This is a genomic window from Peptoniphilaceae bacterium AMB_02, from assembly GCA_036321625.1.
Taxonomy (GTDB): domain Bacteria; phylum Bacillota; class Clostridia; order Tissierellales; family Peptoniphilaceae; genus Microaceticoccus; species Microaceticoccus formicicus.
The window spans coordinates 733,112-748,393 of sequence record CP143259.1 but is presented as its reverse complement, the minus strand read 5'-3'; the positions used below and the strand labels follow the sequence as shown (position 1 = coordinate 748,393).

Annotated in this window: 30 protein-coding genes; all 30 read right to left on the bottom strand. The window is 37.4% G+C overall.

The window, feature by feature from the left end:
- Positions 1-34 precede the first annotated feature (34 nt).
- The 30 genes from truA to rpsS all read right to left on the bottom strand — a co-directional run bounded on the left by truA (position 35) and on the right by rpsS (position 15,267).
- Positions 35-769, bottom strand: a complete 735-nt coding sequence (gene truA / locus VZL98_03525) for a tRNA pseudouridine(38-40) synthase TruA (protein ID WVH64040.1) — start codon at positions 767-769, stop codon at positions 35-37.
- Complete coding sequence (locus tag VZL98_03520; protein WVH64039.1) at positions 766-1,578, bottom strand: energy-coupling factor transporter transmembrane component T; 813 nt, start codon at positions 1,576-1,578, stop codon at positions 766-768. The genes truA and VZL98_03520 overlap by 4 nt, the downstream gene beginning before the upstream one ends.
- Positions 1,571-2,434, bottom strand: coding sequence for an energy-coupling factor transporter ATPase (locus VZL98_03515; GenBank protein WVH64038.1), 864 nt, complete (start codon positions 2,432-2,434; stop codon positions 1,571-1,573). Before VZL98_03515 ends, VZL98_03520 begins: the two co-directional genes overlap by 8 nt.
- Positions 2,431-3,267, bottom strand: coding sequence for an energy-coupling factor transporter ATPase (locus VZL98_03510; protein WVH64037.1), 837 nt, complete (start codon positions 3,265-3,267; stop codon positions 2,431-2,433). The genes VZL98_03515 and VZL98_03510 overlap by 4 nt, the downstream gene beginning before the upstream one ends.
- Positions 3,268-3,419: 152 nt before the next feature.
- On the bottom strand, positions 3,420-3,761 hold the full coding sequence (gene rplQ / locus VZL98_03505) for a 50S ribosomal protein L17 (protein WVH64036.1): 342 nt from the start codon (positions 3,759-3,761) through the stop codon (positions 3,420-3,422).
- A gap of 51 nt (positions 3,762-3,812) precedes the next feature.
- Positions 3,813-4,757: a DNA-directed RNA polymerase subunit alpha gene (locus VZL98_03500; protein ID WVH64035.1), complete on the bottom strand. Its 945-nt coding sequence runs from the start codon at positions 4,755-4,757 to the stop codon at positions 3,813-3,815.
- A 60-nt stretch (positions 4,758-4,817) separates the two neighbouring features.
- A complete protein-coding gene (gene rpsD, locus VZL98_03495) occupies positions 4,818-5,438 on the bottom strand; it encodes a 30S ribosomal protein S4 (GenBank protein WVH64034.1) in 621 nt (206 codons plus the stop codon).
- 18 nt (positions 5,439-5,456) lie between these two features.
- Complete coding sequence (gene rpsK / locus VZL98_03490; GenBank protein ID WVH64033.1) at positions 5,457-5,858, bottom strand: 30S ribosomal protein S11; 402 nt, start codon at positions 5,856-5,858, stop codon at positions 5,457-5,459.
- Positions 5,859-5,872: 14 nt separating this feature from the next.
- On the bottom strand, positions 5,873-6,235 hold the full coding sequence (rpsM, locus tag VZL98_03485) for a 30S ribosomal protein S13 (GenBank protein ID WVH64032.1): 363 nt from the start codon (positions 6,233-6,235) through the stop codon (positions 5,873-5,875).
- A 21-nt stretch (positions 6,236-6,256) separates the two neighbouring features.
- Positions 6,257-6,370 carry a 50S ribosomal protein L36 gene (gene rpmJ / locus VZL98_03480; GenBank protein WVH64031.1) on the bottom strand — a complete coding sequence of 38 codons (114 nt, stop codon included), beginning with the start codon at positions 6,368-6,370 and terminating at the stop codon, positions 6,257-6,259.
- Positions 6,371-6,384: 14 nt separating this feature from the next.
- Complete coding sequence (gene infA / locus VZL98_03475; protein ID WVH64030.1) at positions 6,385-6,603, bottom strand: translation initiation factor IF-1; 219 nt, start codon at positions 6,601-6,603, stop codon at positions 6,385-6,387.
- Positions 6,604-6,897 (bottom strand): KOW domain-containing RNA-binding protein, encoded by a 294-nt coding sequence (locus tag VZL98_03470; protein WVH64029.1) that lies wholly within the window; start codon positions 6,895-6,897, stop codon positions 6,604-6,606.
- Positions 6,898-6,936: 39 nt separating this feature from the next.
- Positions 6,937-7,578, bottom strand: coding sequence for an adenylate kinase (locus tag VZL98_03465; protein WVH64028.1), 642 nt, complete (start codon positions 7,576-7,578; stop codon positions 6,937-6,939).
- 17 nt (positions 7,579-7,595) lie between these two features.
- Positions 7,596-8,873 (bottom strand): preprotein translocase subunit SecY, encoded by a 1,278-nt coding sequence (secY, locus tag VZL98_03460; GenBank protein WVH64027.1) that lies wholly within the window; start codon positions 8,871-8,873, stop codon positions 7,596-7,598.
- Between the two features lies 1 nt (position 8,874).
- Complete coding sequence (gene rplO, locus VZL98_03455) at positions 8,875-9,324, bottom strand: 50S ribosomal protein L15 (protein WVH64026.1); 450 nt, start codon at positions 9,322-9,324, stop codon at positions 8,875-8,877.
- A 15-nt stretch (positions 9,325-9,339) separates the two neighbouring features.
- On the bottom strand, positions 9,340-9,513 hold the full coding sequence (gene rpmD / locus VZL98_03450; GenBank protein WVH64025.1) for a 50S ribosomal protein L30: 174 nt from the start codon (positions 9,511-9,513) through the stop codon (positions 9,340-9,342).
- 14 nt (positions 9,514-9,527) lie between these two features.
- The gene (rpsE, locus tag VZL98_03445) at positions 9,528-10,034 is read right to left on the bottom strand and encodes a 30S ribosomal protein S5 (protein ID WVH64024.1); all 507 of its coding nucleotides are present in this window, start codon (positions 10,032-10,034) and stop codon (positions 9,528-9,530) included.
- 17 nt (positions 10,035-10,051) lie between these two features.
- Positions 10,052-10,420 carry a 50S ribosomal protein L18 gene (gene rplR / locus VZL98_03440; GenBank protein WVH64023.1) on the bottom strand — a complete coding sequence of 123 codons (369 nt, stop codon included), beginning with the start codon at positions 10,418-10,420 and terminating at the stop codon, positions 10,052-10,054.
- A gap of 16 nt (positions 10,421-10,436) precedes the next feature.
- The gene (gene rplF, locus VZL98_03435; protein ID WVH64022.1) at positions 10,437-10,976 is read right to left on the bottom strand and encodes a 50S ribosomal protein L6; all 540 of its coding nucleotides are present in this window, start codon (positions 10,974-10,976) and stop codon (positions 10,437-10,439) included.
- 60 nt (positions 10,977-11,036) lie between these two features.
- Positions 11,037-11,432 (bottom strand): 30S ribosomal protein S8, encoded by a 396-nt coding sequence (rpsH, locus tag VZL98_03430; protein WVH64021.1) that lies wholly within the window; start codon positions 11,430-11,432, stop codon positions 11,037-11,039.
- Between the two features lie 21 nt (positions 11,433-11,453).
- Positions 11,454-11,639, bottom strand: a complete 186-nt coding sequence (locus VZL98_03425; GenBank protein WVH64020.1) for a type Z 30S ribosomal protein S14 — start codon at positions 11,637-11,639, stop codon at positions 11,454-11,456.
- Between the two features lie 12 nt (positions 11,640-11,651).
- Positions 11,652-12,194 (bottom strand): 50S ribosomal protein L5, encoded by a 543-nt coding sequence (gene rplE, locus VZL98_03420; GenBank protein WVH64019.1) that lies wholly within the window; start codon positions 12,192-12,194, stop codon positions 11,652-11,654.
- Between the two features lie 20 nt (positions 12,195-12,214).
- The gene (rplX, locus tag VZL98_03415) at positions 12,215-12,529 is read right to left on the bottom strand and encodes a 50S ribosomal protein L24 (GenBank protein ID WVH64018.1); all 315 of its coding nucleotides are present in this window, start codon (positions 12,527-12,529) and stop codon (positions 12,215-12,217) included.
- A 15-nt stretch (positions 12,530-12,544) separates the two neighbouring features.
- Positions 12,545-12,913 (bottom strand): 50S ribosomal protein L14, encoded by a 369-nt coding sequence (rplN, locus tag VZL98_03410; protein WVH64017.1) that lies wholly within the window; start codon positions 12,911-12,913, stop codon positions 12,545-12,547.
- 22 nt (positions 12,914-12,935) lie between these two features.
- Positions 12,936-13,190, bottom strand: coding sequence for a 30S ribosomal protein S17 (gene rpsQ, locus VZL98_03405; protein WVH64016.1), 255 nt, complete (start codon positions 13,188-13,190; stop codon positions 12,936-12,938).
- A gap of 5 nt (positions 13,191-13,195) precedes the next feature.
- Entirely contained in the window at positions 13,196-13,402 is a 207-nt protein-coding gene (gene rpmC / locus VZL98_03400) for a 50S ribosomal protein L29 (GenBank protein ID WVH64015.1), read from the bottom strand.
- Positions 13,402-13,836, bottom strand: a complete 435-nt coding sequence (gene rplP, locus VZL98_03395) for a 50S ribosomal protein L16 (GenBank protein WVH64014.1) — start codon at positions 13,834-13,836, stop codon at positions 13,402-13,404. Before rplP ends, rpmC begins: the two co-directional genes overlap by 1 nt.
- A 26-nt stretch (positions 13,837-13,862) precedes the next feature.
- Positions 13,863-14,615: a 30S ribosomal protein S3 gene (rpsC, locus tag VZL98_03390; protein ID WVH64013.1), complete on the bottom strand. Its 753-nt coding sequence runs from the start codon at positions 14,613-14,615 to the stop codon at positions 13,863-13,865.
- Positions 14,615-14,968 carry a 50S ribosomal protein L22 gene (rplV, locus tag VZL98_03385; protein WVH64012.1) on the bottom strand — a complete coding sequence of 118 codons (354 nt, stop codon included), beginning with the start codon at positions 14,966-14,968 and terminating at the stop codon, positions 14,615-14,617. Before rplV ends, rpsC begins: the two co-directional genes overlap by 1 nt.
- Before the next feature lie 14 nt (positions 14,969-14,982).
- Positions 14,983-15,267 (bottom strand): 30S ribosomal protein S19, encoded by a 285-nt coding sequence (rpsS, locus tag VZL98_03380; GenBank protein WVH64011.1) that lies wholly within the window; start codon positions 15,265-15,267, stop codon positions 14,983-14,985.
- Between the last annotated feature and the right edge of the window lie 15 nt (positions 15,268-15,282).

Below are 15,282 nucleotides of genomic sequence, written 5' to 3'. Positions count from 1 at the left end.
ACACTATTTGACAAAGAACCGTTTTTTGTTTTATTCAATACTCTACTTTCATAAGATACAGTCCTCTTCCGCCTAATGTAGGACCGGCTAGTGTTCTGTCTCCGGTTTCCAGGATTTTTTTTAAGTCACTTTCTGACTTTCTACCCCTTCCTACTTCTACAAGGGTTCCTGCTATTATCCTAACTTGGTTTCTGAGAAAGCTCATGGCTTTTAGTTCAATATCTATATATTTTCCATTTCGGCTTATTTCTATTGAGTCAAGTGTTCTTATGGGATTGGTTTTTTCTTCCAGTATCCCTGCAAATCCACTGAAGTCGTGTTCCCCAATGAGTAGTTTTGATGCTGCTTGCATTTTTTCAACATCCAGTTTATACGTGATTTCTTCATAGTAGTTTCTATAAATCGGATGAAGGTCTTCATCATTATAAATCTTGTATATATAGGTCTTGGATTTGGCATCAAATCTGGAGTGAAATTCATGAGGCACTTCTTCAGATGAAATGACTTTTATATCATCAGGCAGATGCATTTTCATCCAGTGGTAGAATTTGTCAGGTCTGATATTGGACTGAGTTCTAAAGTTTGCAACCTGTGCATAGGCATGGACTCCTTTGTCGGTTCTTCCCGAACCAATCAAATTAATATCCTCACCGGTGATTTCTTTGATTGCCATTTCCAATTTCTCCTGTATGGAGACTGCATTATCTTGTCTTTGCCAACCTGAATAAAAGCTGCCGTCGTATTGTATGATCAGTTTAATGTTTTTCATATTTGGAATTGGTAAATCCTACCTACTGCTATTGTCGCTCCTAGATAGAGTATTACGATGACAAGTGCTACATAGTCTTTGCCTGTAGTCTTTAGTTCGTTTAATCTCGTCCTACCCTCTCCACCTCTATAGCATCTTGCTTCCATGGCTGTAGCGAGCTCATCAGCTCTTCTAAGCGAGTTTATAAACAGGGGTACTAATAGTGGTACTAAGTTTTTAGCTCTATCTATTAGATTTCCCGATTCAAAGTCCGCACCTCTTGCCATTTGCGCTTTCATTATCTTATCAGACTCTTCTATAAGTGTGGGGATAAATCTAAGTGCTATCGTCATCATCATTGCCAGTTCATGTGCAGGGAAACCAAATCTCTTAAGAGGATTGAATAAGGATTCCAAGCCGTCTGTTAATTCTATAGGCGATGTGGTCAAGGTCAGCATCGATGTGCCCATTACCAATAGAATTAGTCTTATTGCCATAAAACTTGCTCTTAAAAGACCTTCTTTTGTCAGTGTAAATATCCAAAATTGCGCCAGCACTTCTCCAGGAGTGACTAATGCATTGATTAGAAAGGTCAGTATAATTATAAATCTTAAAGGTTTAATTCCTTTAATGACATAACTCGGTGATATCTTTGCAGCTATCATAACTAAAATAAGTCCTAAAAATATGGGTATATACAGGTAGATGCTGTTCACTAAAAATACTGCCACCATGAACAGTCCTATGATTCCTATTTTTATCCTAGGATCTAGTTTGTGAATTATGCTGTCTGTGGGCAGGTATTGTCCAATTGTCATATCTTTAAACATCAGCTCTACCTCCCATAAAATTATCCAGTACTTTGAAGGCTTCTTCTACCGTTAATATCTCATCGGGTAGCTCAGGATACTTTTCTTGGAGTCTTTTCATAAATTCAGTTATCTGTGGTACTCCTAGTCCTATGCCCTCCAGTTCTTTTTCCTTGTCGAATATGTCTTTAGGTGTGCCATCCATGACAATCTGTCCGGCATCCATTACTATTATTCTATTTGCAAGTTTTGCTATATCTTCCATACTATGTGATACGAGTACTATACAAATCCCGGTTTCTTCGTGCAGATGAGTCAGATATCCCAGGATTTCATCTCTCCCTTTAGGGTCTAGCCCCGCTGTAGGCTCATCTAGTATCAGTATTCTCGGGTGCATTGCGAGCACTCCTGCTATGGCAACTCTTCTCTTTTGTCCTCCGGAGAGTTCAAATGGTGATTTGTCTTTCATTTTCTCATAGTTAAGACCGACAAGTGTCATAGCATCTATTACCCTGTCTTCTATTTCACTTTCTGGTAATCCCATATTAATAGGTCCATATGCTATGTCCTTATATATTGTCTCTTCAAAGAGTTGGTGTTCAGGGTACTGGAAGACTAGTCCTACTTTCTGTCTGATTTCTTTAAGATTCGGGCCCTTTTTACTAATATCTTTATCTCCAACCAATACTTTTCCGGTGGTGGGTTTGTATAATCCGTTTAAATGCTGCACAAGTGTAGATTTTCCACTACCTGTATGGCCGATAAGACCAATAAAGTCTTCCTGATTAATTGTCAGGTTAATATCTTTTAGTGCATATACTTCAAATGGCTTTCCCTTATTGTATATATAATTTACGTCTCTAAGTTCTATTTTCATATAAGTCCCACCAATTCATCTACTGTAAGTATGTCTGCAGGTATTTTATAACCTTTTTTGTTCAATAAAAAAGCAAGTTCTGTTACCTGCGGCACATCCAGTCCCAGTTCTTTCATTAAATCAACTTTCGAGAATACTTCTCTTGGAGTCCCTTCAAGCGCGATTTCTCCATCATCCATTACGATAATTCTATCAGCTTGGACAGCTTCTTCCATATAATGAGTTATGTTAATTATCGTCTTTCTGTCTTCTATATTAAGTCTTTTTACTGTGGAGAGTATTTCTTCTCTACCTTTTGGATCAAGCATGGCTGTGGGTTCGTCAAGTACAATGCAATCAGGAAACATTGCAAGTATTCCGGCAATTGTTACTCTTTGTTTCTGCCCACCTGAAAGTAATGCAGGTGAATGTCTTTTATAGTCCTGCATTTCTACTATTTCAAGGCATCGGTCAACTCTCTCACGAAGTTCAGGCATCTGTACCCCCAGGTTTTCCGGTCCGAATGCAACATCTTCTTCTACAATTGTAGCTACCAATTGGTTATCGGGGTTTTGAAATACCATCCCACAGCTTTTCCTTATATTCCAAAGATCAGCTTCATTTTTAGTATCCATTCCATTAACGGATACCGAGCCACTTTCAGGGATTATGAGCGCATTAAGGAGTTTAGCGAGGGTTGATTTACCACTGCCATTATGTCCCAGTACGGCTACATATTCTCCTCTTTTAATTTCAAGGCTTACTCCTTTAAGTGCATGGACATAAGTTTCCTCATCAGTTCTGTATTTATAATCGGCATTTTTTACGACGATAATATTATTTGTTTCAGTCATTTTATTTCCTTCCAAAAATATTCTACTTAAAATTATATCACAATTATTTGATACCTATTAAAATATGTTCATTTGTTTTTACATTTACTTTTTATATTTACCAAAAGCTTTTTGGCAAATATAAAAAGGGCGGAATCTTTCCGCCCACTACTCTATACTAATTCAAGAATAGCCATCTCACTACCGTCACCTCTACGAGGTCCAAGTTTTAATATTCTTGTATAACCACCGTTTCTGTCACTGTATTTTGGGGCGATTTCACTGAATAATTTATCTACTATTTCGTCTCGATAGATATAGGCATAAGCACGTCTTCTTGAATGAAGATCTCCTCTTTTGCCAAGAGTTATCATTTTTTCAGCCATACGCTTTGTTTCTTTTGCTCTAGTGACTGTAGTTTCTATTTTACCATTTTCAAATAGTGATTGAACTTGGTTTCTTAGCATTGAGTTTCTATGATCGCTCCTTCTACCGAGCTTTCTAAGATTTGCCATGTAGTCTCCTCCTTCCGATAAAGAGTTTATAACAAGTCGGACTTATCAGTATTATTCTTCTTCTTTAAATCCTAGTCCGAATCCTTCGATTTTGTTTTTAACTTCTGTAAGTGACTTCTTACCGAAGTTTTTAATCTTACTCATTTCTGATTCAGTTTTTTCAACAATATCTCCAACTGTATGGATACCTGCTCTCTTTAGGCAGTTAAAGCTTCTTAGTGAGAGGTCTAAGTCTTCGATATTAATTGCCAACTGTTTCGTAAAATCTACTTCTTCCGTTTCTTCTTCAACTTCCTCTTCTAAGGAGTAGTTTGGAAGTTCGGTGAATAAGCTCAGATAGTCTATTAAGATTCCTGCTCCATGAGCAGTGACTTCTTGTGCTGTCATGGTCCCATTGGTCCAAACTTCAAGAATCAATCTGTCATAGTCAATTACCTGACCTACTCTACAGTTTTCAACTGAGAAGTTAACTTTTTCTACCGGTGTAAAGGAGGCATCTATAGGGATTGTTCCTATAGGATCTTCGTCGTCTTTATGCTGCTCGGAAATGCTGTAGCCTTTACCTTGAACTACTTCCAGTTCCATGTAGATTCTTCCTGTATCGCTAAGAGTTGCAATGTGGTGATCTTTATTAACGATTTCAACATCTGCGTCTTCTGATATATCACCGGCAGTTACAGTCTTAGGTCCTTGTACATCTAAAGTCAATCTAACCGGTCCCTTAGAGTGCATCTTAAGTGCAACTCCTTTTATGTTTAGAATTATTTCAGAAACATCTTCAATAACTCCCGGTATTGTAGAAAATTCGTGTAAAACATCTTGAATCATTATTTTGGATATGGCCGCTCCAGGGAATGTCGAAAGAAGTACTCTTCTTAAACTGTTTCCAAGTGTTGTTCCATAACCTCGGTCAAGTGGTGACACTGCAAATTTTGCATAGTTATCTTCTTCAATAATATCTAAAATCTCAATTTTAGTATTTAGTTCTTCTGGCATATAACCATGACCCTCCTTTTTAAAGGTATGTTCTTGAGGGTAACCGATACTTTTAGCTTATTACTTAGAATAAAGCTCTACGATTAGATGTTCTTCGATTGGTAAGTCGATATCTTCTCTTGTAGGATCAGCTACTATGGTTCCTTTCATGTCCTCTTGATTAACATTTACCCAGTTAACAGTATTGCCGGAATTTTCAATTACTACTTTGAATTTTCCGTTTTCTTGACTTTTTGCTTTAACGGCAATTTCATCGCCATTAGAGCATAGGTAAGATGGAATATCTACTTTTTTACCGTTAACTGTAAAGTGTCCATGTACTACCAATTGTCTTGCTTCTGCTCTAGAGTTTGCAAATCCCATTCTGTAAACTACATTGTCTAGTCTAGTTTCAAGGGTAGTTAATAAGTTTTCACCTGTAATTCCCTTCATTTTGTCAGCCATATGGAAGTATTTTGCCATTTGACTTTCTGAAATTCCGTAAAATCTTTTAACTTTTTGTTTTTCTCTAAGCTGTAACCCGTATTCAGTAAGTTTCTTTCTACTTTGTCCATGTTGTCCCGGAGCAAAGTTTCTTGAATTTATCGGGCATTTATCTATATAACATTTATCGCCTTTAAGGAATAATTTTAGTCCTTCACGTCTACATTGTTTGCAGACAGGTCCTGTATGTCTAGCCATTATCTATTCTACCTCCAATTAAACTCTTCTTCTCTTAGGTGGTCTACATCCATTATGAGGAATTGGAGTAACATCTTTAATCATGTTAATCTCAAGACCGGATGCTTGAAGTGATCTTATTGCTGCCTCTCTTCCAGATCCTGGACCTTTGACGTATACTTCTACGCTTTTTAAGCCATGCTCCATTGCTTTCTTAGCTGCTTCTTGTGCAGCTTCTTGAGCAGCGTATGGAGTTGATTTTCTACTTCCTCTGAAACCTAATTGTCCTGCACTGGCCCAGGAAATAACATTACCGTTTAGGTCTGATAATGTGACCATGGTATTGTTAAAAGTAGAAACGATATGAGCTTGTCCTCTTTCAATATTCTTTCTCTCTCGTCTTCTTACACGAGTTGTCGCTTTTTTAGCTTTTGCTACCAATCTTTCTACCTCCCTTACTTGTTTTTAGCTGCCAGTTTCTTTGGACCTTTTCTGGTTCTGGCATTGTTTTTAGTGTTTTGTCCTCTTACAGGAAGTCCTCTTTTATGTCTCATTCCTCTGTAACAGTTAATCTCTCTAAGTCTTTTTATATTCATGGAAACCTCTCTACGTAGGTCCCCTTCTATTTGATAATGATCAAGCTGATCTCTGATCGCTTGTAGTTCAGCTTCGGTAAGATCTTTGATTCTGGTGTCGGGATTTACTCCGGCATCTTTTAAGATCATATTTGCTCTTGATCTACCTATTCCGAATATATAAGTGAGCCCAATTTCAGCTCTTTTTTCTCTGGGTAAGTCAACGCCTGCTAATCTAGCCAATTTTACACCTCCATGTTTATCTTAACCTTGTTTTTGTTTATGTTTAGGATTATTGCAAATCACCATTACTCTACCTTTACGTCTGATGATTTTGCACTTTTCGCACATTTTCTTTACTGATGGTTTTACCTTCATTAATATCCTCCTCGCTACTTGTTTCTCCAGGTAATTCTACCTTTTGTAAGGTCATAAGGAGAAAGTTCAACAACTACTCTGTCTCCAGGTAGTATTCTGATGTAGTTCATCCTTAGCTTACCTGAAATATGAGCAATAATTTCATGGCCATTATCTAATCTAACTTTAAATATAGTATTTGGAAGTGCATCTTCGACGACGCCTTCTACTTCTATTACGTCCTTCTTGGACATTTATAAACCTCCTTTAGTACTGTCTGTTTGATAAGGTCTCAAGCATTCGCGTATTACCGCATTATTCATGCTTGCAGGGATAGAATCATCTATAAAATCCGCATGGATATCATTATAGAGCATTAAATGTTTGATCTTCTTTAGCTTTGGTCTTTCAATGCCCCTAAGCTTTCCATCAACTATTAATACCATTTTGTCATCCACAATTTCTAAAACTAGAAAAATCCTGCCCTTGTCCCTTCCGGACTTAGACTTGACAACCTGGCCTACCGCCACATCTGTAGTTAGTTCCATTATCTAACCACTCCTGACTCTGAAATGGGATCAATTACTCTACTTAAGAGCATCTAATATTTCCCCGGAGAGCTCGTCAATAGGTTTTGTACCATCAACTGTTAAGATGAGCCCTTCTTCGGTGTAATAGTCGATTAAAGGTTTTGTTTGATTCTCGTAAACCTCAATTCTATTTAGAACCGTCTCTTCTTTGTCATCATCTCTTTGGATAACTTCTGAGTTACATACATCGCAAATTCCTTCAACTTTTGTTGGTTTACCTGCTACATGATATGTTGCACCACAGTTTTTACAGACCCTTCTACCAGCTAGTCTTTTAACTAAAACATCTTTTTCAACATCGACATTGATTACTCTATCAAGTTTAAGTCCTCTTTCTACTAAGCCCTGTTTAAGAGCTTCAGCTTGAGGAATTGTTCTTGGAAATCCGTCTAGTAAAAATCCATCTTTACAGTCTTCTTGATCTAGTCTGTCCCAAACAACTCTAGTAGTTAATTCATCGGGAACAAGTCTGCCTTCATCTAAATAAGACTTGACTTCTTTGCCTAGCTCAGTTTCATTCTTTATATTAGCACGGAAGATATCTCCTGTGGAAATATGTGGAATATTTAAACTATTTATTAGGTTAGCCGCCTGAGTTCCTTTTCCGGCTCCGGGTGGTCCAAGTAAAATTAATTTCATTTCACCATCTCCTTAATCTATTTGTTCAAAAATCCCTTGTAATGTCTCATGAGTAGCATTGATTCCATTTGTTTGAATGTCTCAAGAACAACCCCAACTACGATTATTATAGCAGTTCCACCAAAACTGATTGGTAGCTTAAATATGGCGGATAGTATTGCCGGTAATACATATAGTATTGCCAATGCAATAGCTCCTATGAAGGTTATTCTGTTTGAGATTTTACCCATATAATCACTGGTTGGTCTACCCGGTCTGATTCCCGGTATAAATCCACCTTGTTGTTGTAAGTTTTTAGAATACTCAACTGTATTAAACTGAATTGCAGTATAGAAGAATGCAAATAGTATAATCAGGATTACAGCAAGTATGTTAGTTATAATTATGCCCGGGTTTTGTTGAGGTGAGAAGTACTTATTGACAAATTCTCCAAATCCTCCACCAATTAGCATTCCAAGCATAGATGGTAATTGTAAAAGAGATGAAGTGAAGATTACAGGCATTACACCACCCATATTTACCTTTATTGGAATATGAGTAGCTTGTCCACCATACATCTTTCTTCCGACAACTCTCTTAGCATACTGTACATTTATTCTACGTTCACCTTCGGCTATTATTACAACCCCGGCTACTACGACTACTACAATGATAAGCATTAATATAGCATTGATAGGATTGATTTTACCTTGTATTACTCCTTGGGTCCAGTAAATAAATGAATGAGGAAGTCTTGAGATGATACCTGCAAAGATAAGCATTGAGATACCATTACCGATTCCTTTTTCAGTTATTAAGTCACCCAACCAAACCAAGAACATTGTTCCTGCAATTAGAACTACGATGATAGATGCTTGCTCCAAAAATCCTTTAGCTACAACAGCTCTTGCAAATAATTTACCGGAAATTCCAAGTGCTTGGAAAACTCCTAATACAACTGCACCGATTCTTGTATACTGTTGGATCTTCTTTTGTCCTGCTTCACCTTCTTTAGAAAGTTCCTCAAGACGTGGGATTGCAATAGTAAGTAATTGCAATATGATTGATGCGGTGATGTACGGATAAATACTCATCGCAAAAATTGTAAATTCTCCTAATGCTCCCCCGGTTAAAAGGTTCATGAACGATAATAGATTACCTTCAGTGTACTGATACAATTGCGTTAATACATTTCTATCTACAAAAGGAACAGGTATCGCATTTCCAAGTCTGAAAATAACTAACATCAATAATGTGAATATTAGTTTTTTTCTGATTTCATCAACCTTCCAGGCATTCTTTAATGTCTGAAACATCTTAAATCACCTCTACCTTTCCTCCAGCAGCATTTATTTTCTCTTCTGCACTTTTTGTAAACTTATGAGCTTTTACGGTAAGCTTTTTGCTTATTTCTCCATCACCCATTATCTTAACTCCGTCTTTCATCTTATTTGGTTTAATAAGTCCGGATTCTACTAATAATTCTGGTGTGATTTCAGTTCCGTCTTCAAATCTATCTAAGTCTTTTACATTTACATATTCATACTGCTTTGAGAAAGGATTGGTGAATCCTCTTTTAGGAAGTCTCCTAAATAATGGCATTTGACCTCCTTCAAATCCAGGTCTTACGCCACCGCCACTACGTGCGTTTTGTCCATCGTGTCCTCTTCCTGATTGTGTTCCCCATCCTGAACCATGACCACGACCGACTCTTTTTCTTTCTTTAACTTCTCCACCTTTAGCCGGCTTTAAATTGTGTAATTTCAATTTTACACCTCCTAACTAGATTTCCTCAACTTCTAGCATAAATCTTACAGTATCGATCATTCCTCTAATTTGAGGGTTGTCTGGTTTTTCGACTACTTGACCTATTTTTTTAAGACCAAGTGCCTCCACTGTCTTTTTATGCTTTTCTATTCTACCGATATTACTTCTTATTAGTTTAATTCTTAGCATTTAACTAAAGCCTCCTATCCCAGAATTTCTTCTACTGATTTACCTCTTAGTCTGGCTACGTCTTCTGCTCTTTTTAAGTTTTTAAAACCTTCGATAGTAGCATTTACTATGTTTCTAGGATTAGCAGTTCCAAGTGATTTAGAACGTACGTCCTTGATACCTGCAAGCTCACATACCGCACGTACTGCACCACCGGCAATAACTCCGGTACCTTCTGCTGCCGGTTTAAGAAGAACTTTTCCTGCTCCAAATACTCCAAGAACTTCGTGAGGAATCGTAGTATTAACTATTGGTACTGTTATCATTTTTTTCTTTGCATCCTGGATGCCTTTTCTGATGGCCTCAGGAACCTCTTGAGCTTTTCCTGTTCCAACTCCAACTCTACCCTTGCCGTCACCTACTACTACAAGTGCGCTGAATCTGAAGTTTCTACCACCTCGTACAACTTTGGTAACACGACCTATGTGTACGACTCTTTCTTCTAGTTCCAGGTTATCTGTATTTTTATTAAATTGTTCCAAAATTCTACCTCCCTAAACTAAAATTTAAGTCCGGCTTCTCTAGCACCGTCAGCAAGTTCTTTAACTTTACCATGGTACTTGTAACCGCTTCTGTCGAACACAGCCTCAGAGATTCCTTTTTCTTGAGCTCTTTTACCAATAAGTTCTCCAACCTTTTTTGCAGATTCTTTATTAGCATTTGTCTTAACGTCTGATTTGAACTCAGCGTCAAGAGTTGAGGCTTGAGCTAGTGTCGTGCCAGTAGTATCATCAACTAACTGAGCATATATATTAGTGTTACTCTTGTATACCGTTAATCTAGGTTTATCAGGAGTTCCGCTTAGCTTCTTTCTTACTCTTGCATGTCTTGCTTTTCTGTTTCCTTGTTTATTAACAACTTTTAGCATCTACGCTCACTCCTTTCTACTTACCGGTCTTACCGACTTTACGTCTGATGTATTCGCCTTCATATTTAACACCTTTACCCTTGTATGGTTCAGGTCTTCTATGATCTCTAATATTAGCGGCATAATTGCCAACTTGTTGTTTATTAATACCTCTAACTATGATTTGGTTTGGACCAGGAACTTCAACTTCGATTCCTTCAGGATCTTCCATCTCTATTGGATGAGAGTATCCAAGGTTTAAAGTAAGTTTCTTACCAGCTTTTGCAGCTCTGTAACCTGTTCCTTCAATGATTAGTTTCTTTTCATAACCATTAGTTACACCGTCTATCATGTTAGCTATAAGTGTTCTTGAAAGTCCATGAAGTGACTTATATTTTTTTGTTTCTGAAGGTCTTTCAAGAGTGATTACACCTTCATTTAATTCTATTTTAATACCTTTATCTATTTGCTCTGATAGATTTCCCTTTGGGCCTTTAACTTCTACTAGATTATTATCACCGATTTTGACTTCAACGCCTTGTGGGATATCTATTGGCTTCAAGCCTATTCTTGACATGTTATTTCCTCCTTGTCATAGCTTATCGAAACCGATAGGTTCCGCGTGCGAGTTAATCAATTACCAAACGTAACAGATTACCTCTCCACCAACTCCTTCTGCTCTAGCTACTCTATCGGTAACAATACCCTTAGATGTAGAAATTATCGCAATTCCGAGACCTCCAAGTACTTTAGGAACTTCTTTGTTCTTAACATATACTCTTAAACCCGGTCTGGAGATTCTTCTTATTCCTGAGATGACTTTTTCATCATTAGGTCCGTATTTTAAATCTACGGTTATTGTTCCTTGAACTTCATCTTCAGTTACATTGTATCCATTTATATAACCCTCGTCTAGAAGTATCTGAGCGAGGTCCTTCTTCACTTTTGAAGCGGGAATTTCAACAGAAGCATGTCTTGCATCATTTCCGTTTCTTATTCTTGTTAGCATATCCGCTATAGGATCTGTTATCATATTTTATACCTCCCCTCGATATTACCAGCTGGCTTTTCTAACTCCTGGTATTTCACCTCTATACGCAAGTTCTCTAAAGCATATACGGCAAACTCCATATTTTCTTAAATAAGCATGAGGTCGTCCACAAATTTTGCATCTTGAGTACTCTCTTGTGCTAAACTTTGCAGGTCTCTTTTGCTTTGCAATCATTGATTTTTTTGCCAAGATAAATCCTCCTTATTTCTTAAAAGGCATTCCCATTAACTCTAAGAAAGCCTTGGCTTCCTCGTCAGTTTTTGCTGTAGTAACAATCGCTATATCCATTCCTCTGATTTCATCTATTTGATCGTATACAATTTCAGGGAAAATAAGTTGCTCTTTAATACCAAGCGCATAATTACCTCTACCATCAAATGAAGTAGCGCTTACTCCTCTAAAGTCTCTAACACGAGGTAGTGAAACACTAACTAGTTTGTCTAAGAAGTCGTACATTTTTTCGCCTCTTAGAGTGGTTTTTGCACCTATGCTCATGCCTTCTCTAAGTTTAAAGTTAGCTATAGATTTTTTAGCTTTTGTTATAACAGGTTTTTGTCCTGTGATTATTTGAATTTCGTTAACTGCGTTCTCTAGAGCCTTAGGATTGTCCTTAGCAACTCCAACGCCCATATTAATAATTATTTTATTTAATTTTGGCACTTCCATAACGTTCTTATATTCGAACTTTTCCATAAGTGCTGGAATTACCTCATTAATGTATTTTTCCTTTAATCTGGAAGTCATTATTCTACCCTTCCTTTCAATTATTTATCGAGTTTGCTATTACACTTAACGCAGACTCTAGATTTGTTTCCATTTGAATCAACCACATTTGAAAATCTTCTGCCGGCATCACATTTTGAACAGTATAGCATTACATTTGAAATATCTATGCCGCCTTCTGACTTTACAATTCCTCCGGGGTTTTTTGGTCCTCTTGGTTTAGTATGTCTGGTTTGTATATTAGCTCCTTCAACGATAACCTTGTTTGTCTTAGCAGAGTATTTAAGAACTTGTCCTTTTACGCCTTTACTCTTACCTGCAATCACGACTACCGTATCACCGGTTTTTATTCGCATCTTCAAGCCTCCTAACTAAAGCACTTCCGGAGCCAGAGATATGATCCTCATAAAGTTTCCTGCACGAAGCTCTCTGGTTACTGGTCCGAAAATTCTAGTACCCACTGGGTTTTTATCATCTTTTATTATAACAGCGGCATTGTCATCGAATTTGATGTATGATCCGTCATTTCTCTTAACTCCGTCTTTAGTTCTAACTACTACGGCTTTGACGATTTCACTTTTCTTTACAACTCCGCCTGGTGCTGCACTTTTAACAGTACAGACTACTATGTCTCCGATTCTTGCATACTTTTTATTTGTACCGCCTAAAACTCTAATTACCAGAAGTTCTCTAGCGCCCGAATTGTCTGCAACTCTCATTCGACTCTCAGTTTGTATCATGTTAAGCCTCCTCCGGACTAAATTACTTCGCTTTTTCTATTATGTCGACAAGTCTCCATCTTTTGTTCTTAGAAATTGGTCTTGTCTCCATTATTCTTACTCTATCACCGATTCCACACTCATTGTTTTCATCATGAGCTGAGAATTTATTAGTTCTTTTGATTTGTTTTTTATAAAGCGGATGAGTTACGAAAGTTGAAATCTCAACCACTATTGTTTTATCCATTTTGTCGGAAACGACTGTTCCTATCATGGTTTTACGACTATTTCTTTCCATATAGATTAAGCCTCCTTCCCGATATTAAGTTCACGTTCTCTTACAATGGTCTTAACTCTAGCAATATCCTTTTTTATGCCTTTAATAAGCAGTGGATTATCTAATTGACCTGTTGCATGTTGGAAACGTAGGTTGAAAAGTTCAACCTTAAGATCACTTAATTTAGCATTTAAATCATTATCATTTAACTTTCTGATTTCAGCTGGTTTCATTAAGCTTCACCATCCTTCTCGGTAGCTTCTTCTCTTGCTATAAACTTGGTTTTAATTGGTAGTTTGTGAGCTGCAAGTCTCATAGCTTCTCTTGCTATATCCTCATCAACTCCACCCATTTCAAATAGTACTCTACCCGGTTTAACAACAGCTACCCAGTACTCAGGAGCACCTTTTCCGGAACCCATTCTAACTTCAGCTGGTTTCTTAGTTACCGGTTTGTCCGGGAATACTTTAATCCAAACATTCCCGCCTCTTTTTATATGTCTGGTCATGGCTCGTCTAGCAGCCTCTATTTGATTCGCAGTCATCCAGAAAGGCTCTAGTGCTTGCAGGCCATACTCACCATAAGTGATTGTATTACCTTTATGAGCAAGTCCTGTCATTCTACCTCTGTGGACTCTACGATACTTAACTCTCTTAGGTATCAACATAGTTGTTCCCCCTTCCTATGTTCTAATTATTGTGCGTCTCTTTTATTAAACTTCTTACCTGAGTCTTTTCTGCCTCTGGTATTGTCTCTGTTTCTTCTATTTGGTCTTCTCTTAGCTTTTTTATCAGCAGTTTCTTCTACAGCTTTCATTCCTGGAAGAATTTCGCCTTTGTAAAGCCATACTTTAACACCGATTTTTCCATAAGTTGTATCTGCTTCAGCAAATCCGTAATCGATGTCTGCTCTTAGAGTTTGTAGAGGAATTGTACCTTCGCTGTAACCTTCGGTTCTAGCCATGTCGGCTCCACCAACCCTACCTGATACCTGAGTTTTGATACCTTTAACTCCAGCTCTCATTGATCTTTGGATGGACTGTTTCATTGCTCTTCTGAAAGAAATACGTCTTTCAAGTTGTCCAGCAATATTTTCAGCTACTAATTGAGCATTTGTATCTTGGTTTTTGATTTCTTCGATATTTACTATAACTGATTTGTCTGTAAGTTTTTCTAATTTCTTTCTAAGTTCTTCTACTCCAGCTCCACCTTTACCGATAACCATACCTGGTTTTGCAGTGTAGATAGTTACTTTTATTCTCTTAGAAGCTCTTTCTATTTCAACTTTTGAAACTCCTGAAAGATGAGTTTCTTTTTTGATTAACTCTCTTACTTTATGGTCTTCAACTAGTAAATCACCGAATTCTTCTTTATCAGCAAACCATTTTGAATCCCAATCTTTTATGATTCCAACTCTTAAACCATGAGGATGTACTTTTTGACCCATTATCTGTCCTCCTGCTCTATTTCTCTAACTACAACTCCTATATGACTACTTCTCTTCAAGATTGGATATGCAGCTCCTTTAGCTTTTGGTCTCCATCTTTTCATCACTGGTGCGTTGTTGGCATAAGCCTTATCAACGTATAGGTGTTCTCTATCTAAATTAAAATTATGCTCTGCGTTTGCGATTGCTGAGTTCAATACCTTCTCCAAAAGTCTAGCACCTTTTTTAGGTGTAAATCTTAGGATAGATAATGCTTCATCAACTTGTTTACCTCTTATCTCTTTGCAGATGAAGTTTACCTTTAGAGGTGATATTCGCAAATATTTAGCTTCAGCTCTTGCTTCATTGGCCATTCTGAATTACCTCCTTATCTCACTTTAGATGCCTTTTCGTTCTTTCCGGCATGACCTTTATAAGTTCTGGTTGGTACAAACTCACCAAGCTTATGTCCGACCATATCTTCAGTGATATAAATCGGTAGGTGTTTTCTCCCATCGTGAACAGCTATAGTGTGTCCAACGAACTCAGGGAATATAGTAGAACGACGTGACCAAGTTTTGATAACTTTTTTGTCGTTTTTTGCGTTTAGTTCTTCAACCTTTTTCATTAAGTGATCGTCACAAAAAGGTCCTTTCTTAATAGATCTACTCATCAGTTCCTCCTTGCT

Coding starts and splice junctions, on each gene's coding strand:
- rplE (WVH64019.1), bottom strand. CDS start 12,194: ATGACTTCCAGATTAAAGGAAAAATACATTAATGAGGTAATTCCAGCA.
- VZL98_03520 (WVH64039.1), bottom strand. CDS start 1,578: ATGTTTAAAGATATGACAATTGGACAATACCTGCCCACAGACAGCATA.
- rplR (WVH64023.1), bottom strand. CDS start 10,420: ATGCTAAAAGTTGTTAATAAACAAGGAAACAGAAAAGCAAGACATGCA.
- infA (WVH64030.1), bottom strand. CDS start 6,603: ATGTCCAAGAAGGACGTAATAGAAGTAGAAGGCGTCGTCGAAGATGCA.
- VZL98_03470 (WVH64029.1), bottom strand. CDS start 6,897: ATGGAACTAACTACAGATGTGGCGGTAGGCCAGGTTGTCAAGTCTAAG.
- rpsC (WVH64013.1), bottom strand. CDS start 14,615: ATGGGTCAAAAAGTACATCCTCATGGTTTAAGAGTTGGAATCATAAAA.
- VZL98_03515 (WVH64038.1), bottom strand. CDS start 2,434: ATGAAAATAGAACTTAGAGACGTAAATTATATATACAATAAGGGAAAG.
- rpmC (WVH64015.1), bottom strand. CDS start 13,402: ATGAAACCAGCTGAAATCAGAAAGTTAAATGATAATGATTTAAATGCT.
- VZL98_03465 (WVH64028.1), bottom strand. CDS start 7,578: ATGAAATTAATTTTACTTGGACCACCCGGAGCCGGAAAAGGAACTCAG.
- VZL98_03500 (WVH64035.1), bottom strand. CDS start 4,757: ATGCCAGAAGAACTAAATACTAAAATTGAGATTTTAGATATTATTGAA.
- VZL98_03510 (WVH64037.1), bottom strand. CDS start 3,267: ATGACTGAAACAAATAATATTATCGTCGTAAAAAATGCCGATTATAAA.
- rpmJ (WVH64031.1), bottom strand. CDS start 6,370: ATGAAGGTAAAACCATCAGTAAAGAAAATGTGCGAAAAGTGCAAAATC.
- rplF (WVH64022.1), bottom strand. CDS start 10,976: ATGTCAAGAATAGGCTTGAAGCCAATAGATATCCCACAAGGCGTTGAA.
- rplN (WVH64017.1), bottom strand. CDS start 12,913: ATGATACAAACTGAGAGTCGAATGAGAGTTGCAGACAATTCGGGCGCT.
- rplQ (WVH64036.1), bottom strand. CDS start 3,761: ATGGCAAATCTTAGAAAGCTCGGTAGAAGGAGCGATCATAGAAACTCA.
- rpsD (WVH64034.1), bottom strand. CDS start 5,438: ATGGCTAGACATACAGGACCTGTCTGCAAACAATGTAGACGTGAAGGA.
- rpsQ (WVH64016.1), bottom strand. CDS start 13,190: ATGGAAAGAAATAGTCGTAAAACCATGATAGGAACAGTCGTTTCCGAC.
- secY (WVH64027.1), bottom strand. CDS start 8,873: ATGTTTCAGACATTAAAGAATGCCTGGAAGGTTGATGAAATCAGAAAA.
- truA (WVH64040.1), bottom strand. CDS start 769: ATGAAAAACATTAAACTGATCATACAATACGACGGCAGCTTTTATTCA.
- rplX (WVH64018.1), bottom strand. CDS start 12,529: ATGCGAATAAAAACCGGTGATACGGTAGTCGTGATTGCAGGTAAGAGT.
- rpmD (WVH64025.1), bottom strand. CDS start 9,513: ATGCTAAGAATTAAACTAATAAGAAGTAATATCGGTAGAATAGAAAAG.
- rplV (WVH64012.1), bottom strand. CDS start 14,968: ATGGCCAATGAAGCAAGAGCTGAAGCTAAATATTTGCGAATATCACCT.
- rpsH (WVH64021.1), bottom strand. CDS start 11,432: ATGATAACAGATCCTATAGCGGATATGCTAACAAGAATAAGAAACGGA.
- rpsS (WVH64011.1), bottom strand. CDS start 15,267: ATGAGTAGATCTATTAAGAAAGGACCTTTTTGTGACGATCACTTAATG.
- rplP (WVH64014.1), bottom strand. CDS start 13,836: ATGTTGATACCTAAGAGAGTTAAGTATCGTAGAGTCCACAGAGGTAGA.